Annotated in this window: 20 protein-coding genes and 1 tRNA gene; 17 read left to right on the forward strand and 4 right to left on the reverse strand. The window is 73.6% G+C overall.

The window, feature by feature from the left end; translation table 11 throughout:
- The first annotated feature begins 54 nt into the window (after positions 1-54).
- From ACFY00_RS28340 to ddaH, 5 genes are all read left to right on the forward strand, one after another.
- Positions 55-732, forward strand: coding sequence for a response regulator (locus ACFY00_RS28340; protein ID WP_388034433.1), 678 nt, complete (start codon positions 55-57; stop codon positions 730-732).
- Between the two features lie 32 nt (positions 733-764).
- Positions 765-1115: a cupin domain-containing protein gene (locus tag ACFY00_RS28345; protein WP_388034435.1), complete on the forward strand. Its 351-nt coding sequence runs from the start codon at positions 765-767 to the stop codon at positions 1113-1115.
- On the forward strand, positions 1112-1459 hold the full coding sequence (locus ACFY00_RS28350) for a hypothetical protein (protein WP_388034437.1): 348 nt from the start codon (positions 1112-1114) through the stop codon (positions 1457-1459). The genes ACFY00_RS28345 and ACFY00_RS28350 overlap by 4 nt, the downstream gene beginning before the upstream one ends.
- A complete protein-coding gene (locus tag ACFY00_RS28355) occupies positions 1456-2811 on the forward strand; it encodes an FAD-binding oxidoreductase (RefSeq protein WP_388034439.1) in 1356 nt (451 codons plus the stop codon). Before ACFY00_RS28350 ends, ACFY00_RS28355 begins: the two co-directional genes overlap by 4 nt.
- Before the next feature lie 78 nt (positions 2812-2889).
- Entirely contained in the window at positions 2890-3699 is an 810-nt protein-coding gene (ddaH, locus tag ACFY00_RS28360) for a dimethylargininase (RefSeq protein ID WP_388034440.1), read from the forward strand.
- Between the two features lie 118 nt (positions 3700-3817).
- Here the strand turns inward: ddaH and katG are convergent, their stop codons facing one another.
- Positions 3818-6040: a catalase/peroxidase HPI gene (katG, locus tag ACFY00_RS28365; protein WP_388034442.1), complete on the reverse strand. Its 2223-nt coding sequence runs from the start codon at positions 6038-6040 to the stop codon at positions 3818-3820.
- Positions 6041-6231: 191 nt separating this feature from the next.
- Here katG and ACFY00_RS28370 point away from each other — a divergent pair, with 191 nt between their 5' ends.
- On the forward strand, positions 6232-6642 hold the full coding sequence (locus ACFY00_RS28370) for a Fur family transcriptional regulator (RefSeq protein ID WP_033255733.1): 411 nt from the start codon (positions 6232-6234) through the stop codon (positions 6640-6642).
- On the opposite strand, the gene ACFY00_RS28375 is transcribed toward ACFY00_RS28370, so the two are convergent.
- On the reverse strand, positions 6612-8207 hold the full coding sequence (locus ACFY00_RS28375) for an MFS transporter (protein ID WP_388034445.1): 1596 nt from the start codon (positions 8205-8207) through the stop codon (positions 6612-6614). The genes ACFY00_RS28370 and ACFY00_RS28375 overlap by 31 nt on opposite strands.
- A gap of 91 nt (positions 8208-8298) precedes the next feature.
- Here ACFY00_RS28375 and ACFY00_RS28380 point away from each other — a divergent pair, with 91 nt between their 5' ends.
- The 4 genes from ACFY00_RS28380 (at position 8299) to ACFY00_RS28395 (ending at position 11485) form a co-directional block, all read left to right on the forward strand.
- Entirely contained in the window at positions 8299-8751 is a 453-nt protein-coding gene (locus tag ACFY00_RS28380; protein ID WP_388034447.1) for a MerR family transcriptional regulator, read from the forward strand.
- 175 nt (positions 8752-8926) lie between these two features.
- Positions 8927-9634 (forward strand): hypothetical protein, encoded by a 708-nt coding sequence (locus ACFY00_RS28385; protein ID WP_388034449.1) that lies wholly within the window; start codon positions 8927-8929, stop codon positions 9632-9634.
- Positions 9634-10668: a hypothetical protein gene (locus tag ACFY00_RS28390; RefSeq protein WP_388034451.1), complete on the forward strand. Its 1035-nt coding sequence runs from the start codon at positions 9634-9636 to the stop codon at positions 10666-10668. The genes ACFY00_RS28385 and ACFY00_RS28390 overlap by 1 nt, the downstream gene beginning before the upstream one ends.
- Positions 10658-11485: a hypothetical protein gene (locus ACFY00_RS28395; protein ID WP_388034453.1), complete on the forward strand. Its 828-nt coding sequence runs from the start codon at positions 10658-10660 to the stop codon at positions 11483-11485. The genes ACFY00_RS28390 and ACFY00_RS28395 overlap by 11 nt, the downstream gene beginning before the upstream one ends.
- A gap of 103 nt (positions 11486-11588) precedes the next feature.
- Here ACFY00_RS28395 and ACFY00_RS28400 read toward each other — a convergent pair.
- A tRNA-Leu gene (locus tag ACFY00_RS28400) sits at positions 11589-11676 on the reverse strand.
- A gap of 465 nt (positions 11677-12141) precedes the next feature.
- Between ACFY00_RS28400 and ACFY00_RS28405 the strand changes: the two genes are divergently transcribed.
- On the forward strand, positions 12142-12684 hold the full coding sequence (locus ACFY00_RS28405) for an ATP-binding protein (RefSeq protein WP_388034455.1): 543 nt from the start codon (positions 12142-12144) through the stop codon (positions 12682-12684).
- Positions 12685-12703: 19 nt separating this feature from the next.
- On the opposite strand, the gene idi is transcribed toward ACFY00_RS28405, so the two are convergent.
- Positions 12704-13309, reverse strand: a complete 606-nt coding sequence (gene idi / locus ACFY00_RS28410; RefSeq protein WP_388034457.1) for an isopentenyl-diphosphate Delta-isomerase — start codon at positions 13307-13309, stop codon at positions 12704-12706.
- Positions 13310-13763: 454 nt separating this feature from the next.
- On the opposite strand from idi, the gene ACFY00_RS28415 reads away from it, so the two are divergent.
- The 6 genes from ACFY00_RS28415 (at position 13764) to ACFY00_RS28440 (ending at position 19153) form a co-directional block, all read left to right on the forward strand.
- On the forward strand, positions 13764-14519 hold the full coding sequence (locus ACFY00_RS28415; RefSeq protein ID WP_388034458.1) for a sugar phosphate nucleotidyltransferase: 756 nt from the start codon (positions 13764-13766) through the stop codon (positions 14517-14519).
- Entirely contained in the window at positions 14507-15568 is a 1062-nt protein-coding gene (locus ACFY00_RS28420; RefSeq protein WP_388034460.1) for an iron-containing alcohol dehydrogenase family protein, read from the forward strand. The genes ACFY00_RS28415 and ACFY00_RS28420 overlap by 13 nt, the downstream gene beginning before the upstream one ends.
- A complete protein-coding gene (locus ACFY00_RS28425; RefSeq protein WP_388034462.1) occupies positions 15546-16376 on the forward strand; it encodes a CDP-alcohol phosphatidyltransferase family protein in 831 nt (276 codons plus the stop codon). The genes ACFY00_RS28420 and ACFY00_RS28425 overlap by 23 nt, the downstream gene beginning before the upstream one ends.
- Complete coding sequence (locus tag ACFY00_RS28430; protein WP_388034464.1) at positions 16373-17257, forward strand: glycosyltransferase family 2 protein; 885 nt, start codon at positions 16373-16375, stop codon at positions 17255-17257. Before ACFY00_RS28425 ends, ACFY00_RS28430 begins: the two co-directional genes overlap by 4 nt.
- A gap of 119 nt (positions 17258-17376) precedes the next feature.
- Positions 17377-18348: an ABC transporter permease gene (locus ACFY00_RS28435; RefSeq protein ID WP_388034466.1), complete on the forward strand. Its 972-nt coding sequence runs from the start codon at positions 17377-17379 to the stop codon at positions 18346-18348.
- Entirely contained in the window at positions 18341-19153 is an 813-nt protein-coding gene (locus ACFY00_RS28440) for an ABC transporter ATP-binding protein (RefSeq protein ID WP_388034468.1), read from the forward strand. Before ACFY00_RS28435 ends, ACFY00_RS28440 begins: the two co-directional genes overlap by 8 nt.
- Positions 19154-19175: the final 22 nt, after the last annotated feature.

Genomic DNA, 19175 nt, shown 5'->3' on the forward strand with positions numbered 1-19175 from the left:
CCGGTGACCAGTCCGTAGCCCACACCGCGCACCACCACACGCCGCGAGGGGACGATGAAACAGCACGGGATCACCACGCCGCTGACCGTGCTGCTCGCCGACGTCCAGCCCGCCGTCCGGCAGGGGGTCCGCTCCATGGTGGAGGCCACGGGCGCCGCCGCGGTGGTCGGCGAGGCCGGAACCACCGGTGAGGTCCTCGCCACCACCTCCCGGCACCGGCCCGACGTCCTGGTCCTGGACCCGCAGATGGACGACAGCACCGGCATGCGGATGATCAGCCAGGTCCTGCGCCTGGCCCCCGAGACCGGCGTCCTGGTGTTCAGCACCCTCGACGACGACAAGGCCGTCGCCGCCGCCTTCCACGCCGGAGCCCGCGGCTACCTGGTCAAACGCGCCACCGCCGACCAGATCGTCCGCGGCATCCACGCCGTCGGCGCGGGCGAGGCCATCCTCGACCGCACCATCGCCGCCCGGCTCGGCACCCTGATCGGCACCGGCACCCGCCCGCGCAGCTACCCGTTCCCGCAGCTCAGCGACCGCGAGCGCGAGGTCCTCGAACACCTCGCCGCCGGCCGCTCCAACACCGTCATCGCCCGGGAACTCGCCCTCGCCTCCAAGACCGTCAGCAACCGCGTCTCCAACATCCTCGGCAAGCTCGGCGTCGCCGACCGCGCCCAGGCCCTGGTCCTCGCCCGCGACGCCGGCCTAGGCCAGGCCGCCGCCGCCCGCTGAGGCGACCGCCCCTCCTCGAACGGAGCCCCGCCATGCCCGAAACCGGCCCGCCGCCCGGCCTGGTGATCCGCCGCCAGGAACCCGACCACCTCGAACGCGCCCACGGCCTCGACCTCCGCCTCCTCCACCCCTGGGGCGACCTCACCACCCCCTTCCACGGCGCCTGGTGCGTCCTGCGCCCCGGCGACCTCACCGACACCCACCAGCACACCGAACGCGAACTCTTCATCTGCATCAGCGGCCGCGGCGAGGTCCGCACCGCCGACACCAGCCACCCCATCGCCGCGGGCGACCTCGTCCTGCTCCCCGCCGACACCGACCACGCCGTCGCCAACCCGCACGACACCGACTTCGCCTACTACGCCATCTGGTGGCAGGCATGACCCCGCCGAACCTCCACCGCCTCGACTACGAGGGCCGCCGCTTCCACGCCCCCGACGGCGACCACCGCACCGTCGCCGTCTACCACCAGCAGGGCGACCTGGTCTGGGGCGAGATCACCGGCGGCAGCATCCGCCGCGGCTGGACCGCGGGCACCCGCCAACCCGACGGCACCCTCGCCATGGGCTACACCTTCGTCCTCACCGACGGCCAGGTCATCTGCGGCCGCACCCACAACACCCCCACCCTCACCCCCGACGGCCGCATCCGCCTCCACGAGACCTGGGAACGCTACGGCCCCCACCCCACCACCGGCACCTCCACCATCGAAGAGGTCGCCCCGTGACCCCCACCGACTGGGCGCTGCTCGACAAGCACACCACCGGCCCCCTGCTGCGCCCCGAGGACGCGGGCTTCCGCGAGTCCTCTGCCGCGTTCAACGAGCGCTGGGCGCACCGCGCGCCCGCCGCCGTGCTGCGGGCCGCCGACGGCGCGGACGTGCTGCGCGCGATCGAGTGGGCGCGGGACCACGCGGTGCCGATCGTCCCGCGCGGGGGCGGCCACTCGTACGCCGGGCACTCGGTCAACTCCGGCCTGGTGGTGGACCTGCGGGCGCTGGACGCGATCGCCGTCGACCCCGCCACCGCCCGGGTCACCGTCGGCGGCGGGGTCCTGACCGGCGCGCTGTACGCGGCGCTGCGCCCGCACGGGCTCGCGCTGCCGCTGGGCAACGGCGCGGGCGTCGGGATCGCCGGGCTGGCGCTCGGCGGGGGCTCCGCCGCGACCTCGCGCCGGTTCGGGCTGACCGCCGACACGCTGCGCGCCACCACCCTGGCCACCGCCGCCGGGGCGGTCCTGACCTGCGACGCCGAGCAGAACGCGGACCTGTACTGGGCCTGCCGGGGCGGTGGCGGCGGCAACTTCGGGATCAACCTGGACCTGACCTTCCAGGCCGTGCCGGCCCCCGCCGCGTCCACCTGCCTGCTGCTCTGGGAGGGCGACCACGCCCTCGAAGTCCTCACCGTCGTGCAGCAGTTGATGCTCGCCGCGCCCGAGGAGACCTCGCTCCGCCTCGGCGTGGCCCGCTCCGGCGGCCGCACCCTGGTCTCCACCGTGGGCCTGCACCTCGGCCCCGCCGCCGAGCTGCGCGACCTGCTCGCCCCGGCGTTCGCCACCGCCGCGCCGCTGCGCGCGGAGGTCGCCGACCGGGACTTCTGGGACGCGATGGACTACCTCCAGCACGAGACCAGCGGCGGGGCGTTCGCCGTCCGCACCCACTTCGCCGCCCACCCGCTGCCCCCCGAGGCGCTGGCCGCGGCCCTGGCGCACCTCGCCGCCGCGCCGCCCAGCGGCAACGCCGACGGCTGCGGCCTGGCGCTGTTCGGCTGGGGCGGGGCGATCAACCGGGTCGACCCGGCGGCCACCGCCTTCGTGCACCGCGACGCCCACTACCTGGTCAGCCTGGACACCTCCTGGCTGCCCGGCGAGGACCCGGCCCCGTACCTGGCCCACCTGGCCGGTCTCGATCACCTGGTCGCCCCGCACGCGACCGGCGGCGCCTACCTGAACTTCACCGACCCGGACCTGCGGACCTGGCGCGAGGCCTACTACGGTGCGAACTACCCGCGGCTGGTCGCCACCAAGCGCCGCCACGACCCGGACGGACTCTTCGCCTTCCCGCAGTCCGTCGGCAGCTGAACCCCCTCAACCCCCATGCGACGGAACCGAACTGACCGAACGTCAGCGACTCCGCCATGCCCGGAAGGAGACACCACCGTGTCGCCGCGAACCGCCACCCCGCGCCACTACCTGATGTGCCGACCCGTGCACTTCACCGTCGACTACTCCATCAACCCGTGGATGGACCCGGCGAAGCCCACCGACACCGGCACCGCCCTCGCCCAGTGGGACCAGCTCTACGCGCTGTTCCAACGCCTGGGCCACACCGTGGAGTTGATCGAACCGCTGCCCGGCCTGCCGGACATGGTGTTCGCCGCCAACGGCGCCACCACGTTGGACGGCCGGGTGCTCGGCGCCCGCTTCCGCCACCCCGAACGGGCCGCCGAGGGCCCCGCGTACGCCGACTGGTTCCGCGCCCGCGGCTGGCGGGTCAAGGACGCCGAGCACGTCAACGAGGGCGAGGGCGACCTGCTGGTGGTGGGCGAGCGGATCCTGGCGGGCACCGGCTTCCGCACCGAGGCCGCCGCGCACGCCGAGGTCCGGGAGTTCCTCGGCCGCGAGGTGGTGCCGCTGCGGCTGGTCGACCCGCGCTACTACCACCTGGACACCGCGCTCGCAGTGCTCAGCGACACCGAGGTGATGTACCACCCGCAGGCCTTCGACGCCGCCTCCCGCGCGACCCTGGAGCGCCTCTACCCGGACGCGGTGCTCGCCGACGCCGACGACGCCCGGGTGTTCGGCCTGAACGCGGTCTCCGACGGCGCCAACGTCGTCCTCCCGGAGGCCGCCGTCCGCCTCGCCGAGCAGTTGCGCGAGCGCGGCTTCACCCCGATCGGCGTCGACCTGACCGAACTGCTCCGGGCCGGCGGCGCCGTCAAGTGCTGCACCCTGGAACTGCGCCACTGACCCCGCCCGCAACGCCGCAGGACCGCAACGCCGCAGGACCGCAACGCCGCAGGACCGCAACGACGCGGGGCCCGGACCGCAGCAGCGGTCCGGGCCCCGCGTCAGCTCACGCCCGCGCTCACACCAGGTCGAAGCGGTCCAGCTCCATCACCTTGGTCCAGGCGGCGGCGAAGTCCTTGACGAACTTCTCCTTGGCGTCGTCCGAGGCGTACACCTCGGCCAGCGCCCGCAGCTCCGAGTTGGAGCCGAACACCAGGTCGGCCCGGGTGCCGGTCCACTTGACCGCACCGGAGGCGTCCCGGCCCTCGTAGACCGTGTTGTCGGAGGCGACCGGGGCCCAGGTGGTGCCCAGGTCCAGCAGGTTGACGAAGAAGTCGTTGGACAGGGTGCCCGGACGGTCGGTGAACACGCCGTGCTGCGAGCCGCCGGTGTTGGCGCCCAGCACCCGCAGGCCGCCGACCAGCACGGTCAGCTCGGGGGCGGACAGGTTCAGCAGGTTGGCCTTGTCCACCAGCAGGTACTCGGCGGGGAGCCGGGTGCCCTTGCCCTGGTAGTTGCGGAACCCGTCGGCCTGCGGCTCCAGCGCGGCGAACGACTCGACGTCGGTCTTCTCCTGGGTGGCGTCCACCCGGCCCGGGCGGAAGCCCACCTCGACCTCGACGCCGCCCTCCTTCGCGGCCCGCTCGACCGCCGCGGTGCCGCCCAGCACGATCAGGTCGGCCAGCGAGACCTGCTTGCCGCCCCGCGCGTTGAACGCCTGCTGCACGCCCTCCAGCACCCGCAGCACCTGCGCCAGCTGCTCCGGGTCGTTGACCTCCCAGCCGCGCTGCGGCTCCAGCCGGATGCGGGCGCCGTTCGCGCCGCCGCGCTTGTCACTGCCGCGGAAGGACGCCGCCGCGGCCCACGCGGTGGACACCAGCTGGGCGGTGGTCAGGCCGGAGCCGAGCAGCTCGGCCTTGAGCGCCGCCACGTCCGCCGCGTCGATCGGCTCGCCCTGGGGGGCGGGCAGCGGGTCCTGCCAGAGCAGCTCCTCGCTGGGCACCTCGGGGCCGAGGTAGCGGACGACCGGGCCCATGTCGCGGTGGGTCAGCTTGAACCAGGCGCGGGCGAAGGCGTCCGCGAAGGCCGCCGGGTCGTTCAGGAAGCGGCGGGAGATCTGCTCGTACACCGGGTCGAAGCGCAGCGCCAGGTCGGTGGTGAGCATCTGCGGGGCGTGCTTCTTCGCCGGGTCGAAGGCGTCCGGCACGGTGCCCGCCCCGGCGCCGTCCTTCGGCTTCCACTGGTGCGCCCCGGCGGGCGACTTGGTCAGCTCCCACTCGTAGCCGAACAGGATCTCGAAGAAGGAGTTGTCCCAGGTGGTCGGCGTGTTGGTCCAGGTGACCTCCAGGCCGGAGGTGATCGCGTCGGCGCCCTTGCCGGAGCCGTACGCGCTCTTCCAGCCGAGGCCCTGCTCCTCCAGCGGCGCGCCCTCGGGGTCGGCGCCGACGTTGTCGGCCGGGCCCGCGCCGTGGGTCTTGCCGAAGGTGTGGCCACCGGCGATGAGGGCGACGGTCTCCTCGTCGTTCATCGCCATCCGGCGGAAGGTCTCGCGGATGTCGCGGGCCGCCGCGATCGGGTCCGGGTTGCCGTTGGGGCCCTCCGGGTTGACGTAGATCAGGCCCATCTGGACGGCGCCCAGCGGCTCCTCCAGCTCGCGGTCGCCGGTGTAGCGCTCGTCGCCCAGCCAGGTGGTCTCCGGGCCCCAGTACACGTCCTCGTCGGCCTCCCAGACGTCCGCCCGGCCGCCGCCGAAGCCGAAGGTCTGGAAGCCCATCGACTCCAGCGCCACGTTGCCGGACAGGATCAGCAGGTCGGCCCAGGACAGCGCCTGGCCGTACTTCTGCTTCACCGGCCACAGCAGGCGGCGGGCCTTGTCCAGGTTGGCGTTGTCCGGCCAGGAGTTGAGCGGGGCGAAGCGCTGCTGCCCGGCGCCCGCGCCGCCGCGGCCGTCGGAGATCCGGTAGGTGCCGGCGCTGTGCCAGGCCATCCGGACGATCAGCGGGCCGTAGTGGCCGAAGTCGGCCGGCCACCAGTCCTGCGAGGTGGTGAGCACGGTCTCGATGTCGCGCTTGACGGCGGCCAGGTCGAGCGAGGCGAAGGCCGCCGGGTAGTCGAAGTCCGCGCCGAGCGGGTTCGCCACCGCCGGGTTCTTCGCCAGGATCTTCAGGTTCAGCCGCTCCGGCCACCACTGCCGGTTGCCGCCGCCCTGCGTCGGGTGCGCGGCCCGGCCGTGCGCGACCGGGCAGCCGCCCGCGCCCTCGGACTTGGGGTCGGTGACGATGGCGTCGTCGTTCTCGGGCATGGGAGTCCCTCCGGGGTCGGGCGGAATCGCACTCTGCAACGGACGTCTGGCTCTTCTTCGGAGTCGATCCTAAGATAGACCGAGTCTAAGTCAAGAAGAGGGGTAAACGGGTGGTGGTCCCGCTCGAATCGGGCGGCCGAGGACGTCCGCTGTAAAGTTCGGGCGAATGTTGAGCTGATTGGGTGAACGAGATGAGTGATCTGCTGGAACGACTGCGGGCCCGCGGGTGGCGACTGACCTCCCAGCGCCGGGTGGTCGCCGAGGTGCTGGACGGCGACCACGTCCACCTGACCGCGGACGAGGTGCACGCGCGCGCCGCCGACCGCCTGCCCGAGATCTCCCGCGCCACCGTCTACAACACCCTCGGCGAACTCGTCACCCTCGGTGAGGTGCTGGAGGTCGCCACCGACGGCCGCGCCAAGCGGTACGACCCCAACGCCCACCAGCCGCACCAGCACCTGGTCTGCTCCGCCTGCGGCACCATCCGCGACGTCCACCCCACCGGCGACCCGCTCGCCGCCCTGCCCGCCGCCGAGCGCTTCGGCTTCGCCGTCGCCACCGCCGAGGTCACCTACCGCGGACTCTGCCCCGACTGCGCCTGACGCCCCGCGTCCGCGTCCGCTCCCGCCTCCGCTCCCGCGCCGTCCGCCACCGCCGTCGGAACCGCCGGACCCCCGGCCGCCGGAACCCCAGCAGCCGGAGTCCCAGTCGTCGGACCCCCCGCCGTCAGGCCCCCAGCCGGAGCCCCCGCCGTCCCGTGCCGGGCGCCCGGCCCCACCGCCCCCAGCACCGCGATCAGCACCCCCGCCGCCAGCAGCAGCCACCACACCCCGCGCGCCGCCGCGACGAACCCCGCACCGCCCGACCCGACCCCCGCCCCGCCGCCCGGCGCACCCTCCGCCGCCACCCCCGGCGCCAGCAGGACGCCCGCCACCGCCACGCCCACCGCCGAACCGGTCTGCCGGGCCGTCGAGGCCAGCGCCGCGGCCAGCGAGGCCATCGACCCCGGCATCCCCGACACCGCGGTGTTGCTGATCGGCGGGTTCACCGTCCCCTGGAACACCCCCACCAGCGCGAACACCGCCAGCAGCACCCACACCGGCGTCCGCGGCCCCACCACCACCAGCAGCAGCGCGCCCGCCAGCGCCAGCGCCGCGCCCGACACCAGCAGCGGCCCGCGCGGCCCGTACCGGCCCACCGCCCGCCCGGTCCGCGGCGACAGCACCAGGATCAGCACGCCCACCGGCACCAGGCACAGCCCCGCCCGCAGCGCCGACATCCCGCGCAGCCCCTGCAGGTACAGCGTCACCGCGAACAGGAACGCCGCGAACGCGCCCAGCGCCGCGAACGCCATCACCAGCGCCGCCGCCAGCGGGCCGCGGCGCAGCAGCCGCACCTCCAGCAGCGGGTCCGCCCGCCGCGCCTCGTACCACCCCAGCACCGGGACGGCCGCCGCCGCCCCCGCCAGCGGCCCCCACACCGACGGCGCCGACCAGCCCGCACGCCCCGCCGAGATCAGCGCGAACACCGTCCCGCCCAGCAGCGCCACCACCAGCAGCTGCCCGACCGGGTCGAACCGCCGGGCCCGCCCGGCCCGGGACTCCGGCACCCAGCGCAGCGCGCCCGCCACCCCCACCGCCACCACCGGCAGGTTCACCCAGAACACCGCCCGCCAGCCCCAGCCGTCCACCAGCACCCCGCCCAGGACCGGTCCCAGCGCCAGCGACAGGCCCGACATCGACCCGAACACCCCGATCGCCCGGGCCCGTTCGGCGGGCCGCGGGAAGGTGGTCGCCACGATCCCCATCGCCACCGGGTTCAGCATCGTCCCGCCCACCGCCTGCACCGCCCGCGCGCCCACCAGCGCACCGACCCCCGGCGCCAGCGCGCACAGCGCCGACCCCAGCCCGAACACCAGCAGCCCCAGCAGGAACACCCGCCGCCGTCCCCACCGGTCCGCCGCCGCCCCCGCGGGCAGCAGGAACGCCGCCAGCACCAGCGTGTACGCGTCCACCGTCCACTGCAGCGCCGACACCGACGCCCCCCACTCCCGGCGGACCGCGGGCAGCGCCGCGTTCACCACCGAGATGTCCATCACCACCATCACCATGCTCACGCAGCACACCGCGAGCACCAGGCGCTTGCGCCGGTCGTCCGGTTCGGACACCGCGTTCCCTCCGTCCGTCCCCGCCACGGGTGTTGGCCCTCGGCCAAGCACGCCCCGTCCGGGTGACGGCACCGACGCTACGATTTCGAGCGTGCGCGAAATCAAGCCGGAACCCCCGGCCGAAGGACTGACCATCGCCGAGGCCGCCGAGTGGACGGGCGTCAGCGTCCACACCCTGCGCTACTACGAGCGGGCCGGCCTGGTGGTCACCGGGATCGACCGCACCCCGGGCGGCCGCCGCCGCTACCACCACCGCGACCTGCGCTGGATCGACGTCTGCACCCGGCTGCGCGCCACCGGCATGCCGATCCGCACCCTGCGCCGCTACGCCGACCTGGTCGCCGTCGGTGACGGCAACGAGGCCGAACGCCTCGCCCTGCTCGAATCCCACCGCGCCGAGGTCGCCGAGCGCCTCGCCGAACTCCGGTCCCACCTGGCGGCCATCGACCACAAGGTGACCACCTACCGGGCCCGCCTCGCCGAGGGCAGCGCCGAGGGGCTCTGGGCCCCCGCCCCCCTGGAAGCGCCCCCGGAAGCGCCCTGAGAACACCCCCGGGAACACCCCGGAAGCACCCGTGGACGAACCCTTGAACAAGCCTTGACCTGCGCTCCGAACGCCGCCCCGACCGCCCCGGCACCCTCAGGACACTGCGCTACAGTCTGGCCGCCCGACCGGTCGCGACCGCGACGGGTCCGAACGCCCGCACGGGGGATGCGCAGTGGCCGTCGACGACCTACCGGCACCGGTGGTGACGTTCCTCAACGTCATCGGGGTGCCCTGGCCCTACATCAACGAGGACGAGGTCCGCGCCTTCGCCGCCATGGTGCGGCAGTTCGGCCAGGCCGTGGAACGGACGCACGCCGAGGCGACCCGGGCGATGGACTCCTTCGCCCGGGCCTACCAGGGCGCCGCCACCCAGCGGATGCGGTCCGGCTGGTCCGAGCTCTCCGAGCGGCACACCCGGGAGCTCGTCGCGGGCTGCACCCTGCTCGCCGAGGCGCTGGAGGTCGGCGCCGAGGTGATCGTCGCCCAGAAGGTCGAGGCCCTGGTCGAACTGGGCGTCATGGCCGCCACCTTCATCGCCGACCAGGCCGCCGCGGTGGCCACCCTCGGACTGGCCGAGGCCGCCGTGCCGGTGATCGTGGAGGCCGGGAAGAAGCTGCTGGAGACGCTCAAGCAGCAGATCATCCAGTACGTCATCGGCGAGATCATCGAAGCCGCGGCCAAACCGCTCTTCGCCAAGATCGAGCACGCCATGTCCGGCCTGGACTGGGGGCGGACCGCGGGCGCGGGCGGCCCCGCGGACGGCTTCAGCCTCGACGCCGACCTGGCCGACCAGCACCTGAAGGCGATGCGCGCCCACACCGAGGCGTTCCGCGGCCACGCGCAGGAGCTGCGCGCCGGACTCGAAGGGCTGGCGTTCTGATGGCGGGCGGGGGAGAGGAGCAGGCGGTCTTCCGGGCGCTCAAGAACGACGCCGTGGAGTCGCTGCCGAAGATCGCCGAGAAGCACGCCGCCGTCGTCGAGGAGGCCGCCGAGAAGGGCGCCCGCAACCTCGCCGCCCACGCCGCCACCGAGGCGAGGATCGCCGAGGACCTCAAGGCGGTGGCCCCGCGGAACCTCGAGGCCGCGGGCCCGAAGAACCTGGAGGCGGCCGGCCCCCGGCTGGCGGGCGAGGAGGGCGCCCTGGCCGGCGAGGCCGGCACCGTCCCGTCCCCGCGCACCGAGCCCGGCTCCGGAGCGCCCGGGTCCGAGCAGTACGGCAACGCGGCGCTCCGCGACGGCCCCGGTTACCAGCAGCAGATCGACCAGGAGCTGGCCCCGCGCGGCCTCGACCGCGCCGAGCACGACCGGCTCCGGCTCAGCCCCACCAACACCCTGACCGAGGAGCAGGCCCGCCAGGTCGTCCAGGTCCGCGACGCGATCAAGCTGGACGAGGGCCGGATGGTCACCAAGATCGTCAAGCCCGACGTGGCGGAGGCCTACCTGGAGAACTCCACCACGCTCGGCGGCCGCGCCTTCGACCCCGGCGAGTTCCGCGGCTCCATCGCGCGCGGCTCCGACACCGCCGACCTGCGCAGCATGGACGACCTGCGCAACGGCCTCGCCCTCGACGACGGCGGCGCGGGCTGGACCCCGATCCCGCCCGGCGCCTCAGAGGCGTACCAACTGCGCTTCCCGGCCCCGCACGGCATGGAGGCCGACCCGACCCTCGGCGCGGTCAACGACCAGGCCCTGGCCGACCGGATCGCGGGCATGGCCGGGCAGAATGCAGGCAAGAACTGGGACGCACCGTTCCTGGGCACCGGCTACACCGGCGGCGGCGTCCCCGAGTGGGACGCCCGGCCCACCGGCTTCCCGCACGGTGCGGAGATCTGGCGGATGAACGCCGACGGGACGGAAGAGGCCGTCGGCCGCTTCGACAAGAGCGATGGGCTGTGGAAGTACTATGACAACTGACCCTTCGGGCCGTCACCACCAGCCGGTGAAGGGCGAGTTCGCGGTCCACCGCGGGGTGGTGCACCCGGCCCGCGCCGCCGTCGGCCGGTGGCCGCTGGTGGAACTGCTCCCCGTCCCCGGCACCCCCGCCCCCGAGGGCGTCGCCCCCCGGCTGGCCGCCGACGGCTCGGTGCTCGGCTACCCGCTGCCGCCCGAGCGGCTCGACGCCTGGTACGCCGTGCACTGGACGTTCCACTGGCGCGGCGAGCCCTTCGAGTGCACCGACCGGGTCGACGCCACCGTCTCCGGCAACTACCTCGGCGAGGACCTCGAGTTCGCCCGGCAGCACCTCAAGCGCCGGGTCTCCGGCTACCGGGGCGTCTTCCCGCTCGCCGAGGTCACCGAGCCCGAGGAGCACCGCCGCGACCTGCTCGGCCCGCGCCTGGACCTGCTCCGGCGGCTCTCCGAGGCCGACCACTTCCGCCCCGGCTGCCGCGCCGTCCTCGGCGGCACCACCCACCGGGCCGCCCCCGCGCTCGACCCGCAGGGCCTGGTCGCCCTCGCCGACGCCGGAGCCGTCCCCCCGGCGCAGCTCGACGCCTGGTACCGCACCCACTGGACGTTCCGGTGGCGGGGCGGCCCGTTCGAGGCCGTCGGCACGGTCGAGGGCCGGATCAAGGGCGTCTACACCGGCGGCAGTTGGGGCTTCGCCGACGCCAACCAACTGGACGAGGAGACCGCCCCCGACGGTGCCCACACCCGGTACACGGTGGAGGCCGACCTGGACGCCGTCACCGACCTCACCCCCCACCGCACCGACCTGCTCCCCCCGCGCTGAACCCCCTTGCCGGGCCCGGCCCGGCGGCCCCGCGGCCGCCGGGCCGACAGCGGCACCCGGGCCGGGAAAAGCAGAAGACCCCTGCCGAAGCAGGGGTCTCCGCTGGTGTCCGAGGGGGGACTTGAACCCCCACGCCCGATAAAGGGCACTAGCACCTCAAGCTAGCGCGTCTGCCATTCCGCCACCCGGACCGGGTGTTCACCTCGGGGCTTCCTTTCGGCCGCCCCCTGGCGACAGAGAGAACACTACCAGGCTCGGGGAGCGCTTCTCACCTGCGTTTTCGGCGCCCCGCACACCGACCCCGCGCGCCCGGTTCCCCGCCCGGGACGGAACCGGACAACTCGGGCGCCGGGGCGGCCGCCGCCGGGGCGATTGCGCTGGTCGCGGGGGGCGGCGGCGATTTCGGACGGGCGTTCTGGCGGCAACAGTGGGCCGGCGGCGCGCCGCGACCGGCCAGGAGGGCGCACAACACGCACCGAATCGGTCGGGAACCTTCACGACACGCGTAGTTCCAGTCCCGGTGCGGGTCATCGGCGGGTGCTCTCCTAGCCTCTGTGGACCAGGGAGCCTTGAGCGGAACGCCCGATTCCCGACAGCCGCCGCCGGCCGGACCCCGGCGCGGGAGCCTCCCGTCACCGCGTGAAGGGCGGCGTGCAGTGGAACAGACGGACAAGGCGGCCTCGGTCACCGCGACCCGGTGGCCCGGCCGCGCGCCCGGGCCGGGCCCGGAGCCCGGCGTGTGGCGCTTCTCGGCGGTCTCGCACGAGGCCTCGGTCCCGCACACCAGACACGCCGTGCGCGACCGCCTGCTGGCCCAGGGGATGGCGGGGGAGCGCTACCAGGAGCTGGTGGACGACCTGCTGCTGATCGTCTCCGAGCTGGTCTCCAACGCGGTCACGCACGCGGCGGTGCTCTCGCCCGAGGTGGTCTGCGAGCTCGCCATCACCCCCGACCGGGTGCGGATCTCGGTGGTCGACGGCCACCCGTACCGCCCCAAGGCGCAGGAGAACGACCCGGCCCGCCCGGGCGGGCGCGGGCTGCTGCTGGTCAAGAGCGTGACCCTGCAGGCGGGCGGCGAGTGCGACGTCGAGCGCACCGAGGACGGCGGCAAGGTGATCTGGGCCAGCCTGCCGCTGCCGGGCCCGGGCGCCGCCGGGGCCGGCCCGGAGGCCGACCCCGACGAGGATCCCGACTACTGAGGCGCCCGCGGGCCCGGGCCTACCAGTCGTGCCCGGCGATCTCCCGGATGCCCGGCAGCGCCGCCTCGAAGACGGTCTCGAACCACACCGAGAACGGCTTCTCGGCCCGCAGCTCGCGCAGCTCGGCGGCGGTCACGAACCGGGTGTCCTCGATCTCCTCCGGGTCCGGCTCCAGGTCGGCGGTGACCAGCCCGACGAACAGGTGGTTCCACTCCCGCTCGATCAGCCCGGACGCCTCGTCCGGCAGGTCGTAGCGGACGGTGCCCGCCTCGCACAGCAGGGCCGGCGCGGCGCCGAGCTCCTCCGCGGTGCGGCGGGCGGCGGCGGTGAAGGGCTGCTCGCCGGGGTAGGGGTGGCCGCAGCAGGTGTTCGACCAGACGCCGGGCGAGTGGTACTTGCCGAGCGCCCGGCGCTGCAGCAGCAGTCGGCCCTGGCGGTCGAACAGGAAGACCGAGAAGGCCCGGTGCAGTCGGCCGGGCTGCTGGTGGGCCCAGAGCTTCTCGCCGGTCCCGATGGTCACGCCGTCGTCGTCGACCAGTTCCAGCAGGATCCCGCCCGGCGCCGTCCCGGACGGGTCGGCGAGTTCCGGCGAGAGGGCTTCGGTCGGGCTGACAGCAGGGCTCATGGGCACAATGCCCCTTTCGGCAGGTGGACCGGGGCCGCCCGCCCGGGCCGTGGGCGCCGGGCAGTCCGCGTCCCGCTCCTTGGGGTCGGCTGCGCGCGCGTCGTCCGGACCGGCCGGTCCGCCGACGGCGTTCGGGGCCCAAGTCTGCCGCATGGCCCGCCCGCCGCGGGGGCGCGACGCACGTCCCGGGCGCGGAGGCGGCAGCACTGGCAGAAGTGTTCGACCGCCGGTCGGGCCCGGTCACCGGACGTTCACCGGAGCGCCCGGAACGATCACCGGACCGTCCGGGGCCGCGTTCTGGCAGGTCGCCGGGGTCGCCTACCATCAGTGAAACCGGGCGGCCCGGAGCGGCCGCCCGCTCGGCGCGCCGCAGCCGCGGCCGCACCCAGGCCCGCACGGTACGACCTCCCCCCGGATCGGCGCCGCGCGGCACCGAGACCCCTTGGAGTCCCGCATGATCGGCCTCGTCCTGGCCGCCGGCGCCGGCCGCCGGCTCCGGCCCTACACCGACACCCTGCCCAAGGCACTGGTGCCGGTCGACGGGGAGCGGACGGTGCTCGACCTGACCCTGGGGAACTTCGCCGAGGTCGGGCTGCGGGAGGCCGCGATCGTGGTCGGCTACCGCAAGGAGGCCGTGCACGAGCGCAAGGAGGCCCTGGAGCGGAAGTACGGCGTCAAGCTCACCCTGGTCGAGAACGACAAGGCCGAGGAGTGGAACAACGCCTACTCGCTGTGGTGCGCCCGCGAGCTGTTCGCCGAGGGCCTGCTGCTCGCCAACGGCGACACCGTGCACCCGGCCTCGGTGCAGCGCACCATGCTGGACGGCAACGACCGCCGGATCAAGGAGGGCCGGGCCCCCGGCGTCCTGCTCGCGCTGGACACCGTCAAGAAGCTCGCCGACGAGGAGATGAAGGTCGTCGTCGACCCCGAGCTGGGCGTGCGCCGCATCACCAAGCTGATGGACCCGCTGGACGCCACCGGCGAGTACATCGGCCTCACCGTGATCAACCCGTCCGCGGCCGACGCCCTGGCCGACGCGCTGCGGGCGGTCTTCGAGCGCGACCCGCAGCTGTACTACGAGGACGGCTACCAGGAGATGGTCGACCGCGGCCTGACCGTCGACGTGCAGCCGATCGGCGAGGTCTCCTGGGTCGAGGTCGACAACCACGACGACCTCGCCAAGGCCCGGGAGATCGCGTGCCGGTACTGACCCGCCTGGTGCCCTCGCCGGTCTTCGTGGAGATCCGCGCGGGCGCCCTGGACTCCCTCGGGGGCGTCCTCGCCGACCAGCGGCTGTCCGCCGCCGGCCGGATCGCGGTGGCGATCAGCGGGGGCTCCGGAGCGGTGCTGCGCGAGCGCCTGGAGCCCGCGCTGCCCGGCGCGGACTGGTACCCGGTCGAGGACGGCACCCTGGACAGCGCGGTCCGGCTGACCGACGAGGTCCGCCGCGGCCACTACGACGCCCTGGTCGGCCTCGGCGGCGGCAAGATCATCGACGTGGCGAAGTACGCCGCCGCGCGGGTCGGCCTGCCGGTGGTCGCGGTCGCCACCAACCTGGCCCACGACGGCATCTGCTCCCCGGTCTCCACCCTCGACAACGACGCCGGGCGCGGCTCCTACGGGGTGCCGGGCCCGATCGGCATCGTGGTCGACCTGGACGTCGTCGCCAAGGCCCCGAAGCGCTTCGTGGCCGCCGGGATCGGCGACGCGCTCTCCAACATCTCCGCCTGCGCGGACTGGGAGCTCTCGAACGCCGTGACCGGCGAACCCGTCGACGGACTGGCCGTCGCGATGGCCCGCGCGGCCGGGGAGAACCTGCTCCGGCACCCGGGCACCCTGGAGGACCCGGACCTGCTGACCACGCTCGCGGAAGCCCTGGTACTGTCCGGCATCGCGATGAACATCGCGGGCAGCACCCGGCCCAGTTCGGGCGCCTGCCACGAGATCTCGCACGCCCTGGACGTGCTGTACCCCAAGCGGTCCGCGCAGCACGGCGAGCAGGTCGGCCTCGGGGCCGCCTTCGCCTGCCACCTGCGGGGCGAGCGGGAACTGGCCGGACTGATCGTGGAGCGCCTGCGCTTCCACGGCCTGCCGGTGACCGCCGAACAGATCGGCTTCACCGGGGCGGAGTTCACCGAAGCGGTGCACTACGCTCCGAACACCAGACCGGGGCGCTTCACCATCCTCGAACACCTCGACCTCTCCGCCACAGACATCAGGGACGCGTACGCCGACTATGTCCAAGCCGTCAACAGCTGAACGCCCGCCGGTCGACCTCACCCGGCGCCCGTCGATCGAGGAACTGCGGGCGGTGATCCACCCCGAGGGCATGCTGCAGCGTCGGAGCGCCGAGCACTGGGCCGGCCGCCTCTACATGCGGCGGATCTCGCTGCGGATCACCCGGGTCCTGTCGACCGTCACGGTGATCACGCCCAACGGCCTGACGTACCTGATGATGCTCACCGGCGTCCTGGCGGGCCTCGCGCTGGTGGTGCCCGGCCTGACCGGCGCGGTCCTCGGCGCCCTGCTGATCCAGGTCTACCTGCTGCTGGACTGCGTGGACGGCGAGGTGGCCCGCTGGCGGCGGCAGACCTCGCTCACCGGCGTCTACCTGGACCGGGTCGGCCACTACGTGTCCGAGGCCGCGCTGCTCACCGGCCTGGGCCTGCGCGCCGCCGACCTGTTCCACCGCGAGGGCGCGCACGCCGCCTGGCAGTGGGCCTTCCTCGGCACGCTGGCCGCGCTCGGCGCGATCCTGATCAAGTCCGAGACCGACCTGGTGGACGTGGCCCGGGCCCGCTCCGGCCTGACCGCCGTCGAGGACAGCGCCTCGGTGCCGCGCTCGACCGCGGTGGCCAAGGCCCGCCGGGCCGCCTCGCTGCTGAAGTTCCACCGCCTGGTCGGCGCGGTCGAGGCCTCGCTGTTCATCCTGGCCGCGGGCATCGCCGACGCGGTCCGCGGCGACCTGTTCTTCACCCGCCTCGCGGTCGTGGTGCTGGCCGCCATCGCGATGCTGCAGACCGTCCTGCACCTGCTGTCGATCGTGCTGTCCAGCAGGCTGCGATGAGCGACGACTTCCGCCTCGGCGCGGTGATCATCACCATGGGCAACCGGCCCGCCGAGCTGAACGCCCTGATCGAGTCGGTGCGCGCCCAGCAGGGCCCGCCGGTGGAGCTCGCCGTGGTCGGCAACGGCGCCCCGCTGCCCGCCCTGCCGGAGGGCGTGCGGAGCGTCGAGCTGCCGGAGAACCTCGGCATCCCGGGCGGCCGCAACGTCGGCATCGAGCTGTTCGGTCCGGACGGCCGGGACGTCGACGCGGTGCTCTTCCTGGACGACGACGGCCTGCTGCCGAACACCGACTCGGCGCGGCTGCTGCGCGAGGCCTTCACCGCCGACCCGTCCCTGGGCATCGTCTCGTTCCGGATCGCCGACCCGGAGACCGGCACCACCCAGCGCCGCCACGTGCCCCGGCTGCGCGCCAGCGACCCGATGCACGGCTCCCGGGTGACCACCTTCCTGGGCGGCGCCAGCGCGGTGCGCAGCGCGGTCTTCCCGCAGGCCGGACAGCTGCCCGCGGAGTTCTTCTACGCGCACGAGGAGACCGACCTGGCCTGGCGCGCGCTGGACGCCGGCTGGTCGATCGACTACCGCCCGGACGTGGTGCTGCACCACCCGGCGACCTCCCCGGCCCGGCACGCCGCGTACTTCCACAACGTGGCCCGCAACCGGGTCTGGCTGGCCCGGCGGAACCTCCCGGCCCCCCTGGTGCCTCTCTACCTGGGAACCTGGTTCCTGCTGACCGTGCTCCGCCGTCCCTCCAAGGAGGGGCTGCGGGCCTGGCTCGGCGGGTTCCGGGCCGGCTGGAGCGAGCCCTGCGGCCCGCGCCGACCGATGAAGTGGTCCACCGTCTGGCGCTTGACCAGGCTCGGCAGACCGCCAATCATCTGATCGCGGCCGGATCGGCCCTCCCCCGAGCCGACCGCGAACGCACCAGAGCTCCGTGGTACGCCCCGGTCTCCCGCCCCGTCCCCCCGGGGCTGGGGATGACGACCCCCTGAAGGACGAATGTGTCGACACTGAGTGACCCGGTCAACCTCTCCGCACCAAGGGGTTCCGACGCGGGTCTGACCCCGAAGCAGCTCGCGGACAAGTACGGGTTGTCCATCAGCGGCAAGCGGCCGAGCCTGTTCCAGTACGTCCGCCAGCTCTGGGCCCGGCGCAGCTTCATCAGCGCCTTCGCCACCGCCCGCCTGGTCGCGCAGTACACCACCGCGAAGCTCGGCCAGCTCTGGCAGGTGCTCACCCCGCTGCTGAACTGCGCGGTGTTCTACCTCGTCTTCGGTCTGATCATGAGCAACCGGGACACCGTCCCGGCCTACATCGCCTGGCTGTGCATCGGCGTCTTCATCTTCCAGTTCTCGCAGAGCGCGATCCAGGCCGGCACCCGGTCGATCTCCGACAACCTCGGCCTGATCCGCGCGCTGCACTTCCCGCGCGCCAGCCTCCCGATCGCCTTCACCATCATCCAGCTCCAGCAGCTGCTGATCTCGATGGTGGTGCTGGTCGTCATCGTGCTGCTGAACGGCATCACCCCGGGCATGAGCTGGCTGCTGATCATCCCGGCGCTGGTGTTCCAGTCGATGTTCAACACCGGCCTGGCCCTGGTGATGGCCCGGATCGGCTCCAAGACCTCGGACATCTCGCAGCTGATGCCGTTCCTGCTGCGCACCTGGATGTACGTCTCGGGCGTGATGTACAGCGTCTCCAGCTTCATCGAGAAGTGGCCGCCGATCTGGCAGACGCTCTACTCGTGGAACCCGGCGGTGGTCTACATGGACCTGATCCGCTACGCCTTCATGCCCGAGAGCTTCGACAAGAAGCTCTACCCGGGCGGCTGGGACGCGGCTGGCAACCAGTTGCCGAAGGCCCTGATCCTCCCGGACCACGTCTGGTTCATGGCCGCCGCCTGGGGGGTCGTCGCCTTCGTCGTCGGCTTCGTGTTCTTCTGGAAGGCGGAGGAGGAGTACGGCCGTGGCTGAAGCAGCTCTCGACACCCTCAAGGAGGCCACCGCGGTGGACAACCAGGCCCGGGTCCCCACCGTGGTGGTGGACGACGTGCACATCGTCTACAAGGTGCACGGCGCCGGTTCCGGCAAGGGCAGCGCCACCTCGGCGCTGAGCCGGATCATCACCCGCAAGAAGTCGCCCGCGATCCGCGAGGTGCACGCGGTGCGCGGCATCAGCTTCACCGCCTACAAGGGCGAGGCGGTCGGCCTGATCGGCTCGAACGGCTCCGGCAAGTCGACCATGCTGGCGGCCATCGCCGGCCTGCTGCCGACCGCCAAGGGCGGCATCTACACGCACGGCCAGCCCTCGCTGCTGGGCGTCAACGCCGCGCTGATGAACGACCTCACCGGCGAGCGCAACGTGGTGCTGGGCTGCCTGGCGATGGGCATGTCCCCGGCCCAGGTGCGCGAGCGCTACCAGAGCATCGTCGACTTCTCGGGCATCAACGAGAAGGGCGACTTCATCTCGCTGCCGATGCGCACGTACTCCTCCGGCATGGGCGCCCGCCTGCGGTTCTCCATCGCGGCGGCGAAGACCCACGACGTGCTGCTGATCGACGAGGCCCTCGCCACCGGCGACCAGGGCTTCCAGCAGCGCTCCAAGGCCCGGATCAACGAGCTGCGCAAGGAGGCCGGCACGGTCTTCCTGGTCAGCCACGACAACAACGCGATCCGCGAGACCTGCGAGCGGACGATCTGGATCGAGCACGGCGAGCTGATCATGGACGGGCACACCGACGAGGTGGTCCGCCGGTACGAGAAGGGCGACCGCCCCTGAACGGGAGCGGGCCGCGGGGTGC

Origin of the sequence: Kitasatospora sp. NPDC001540 (assembly GCF_042894345.1) — a bacterium.
Lineage (GTDB): Bacteria > Actinomycetota > Actinomycetes > Streptomycetales > Streptomycetaceae > Kitasatospora > Kitasatospora phosalacinea_C.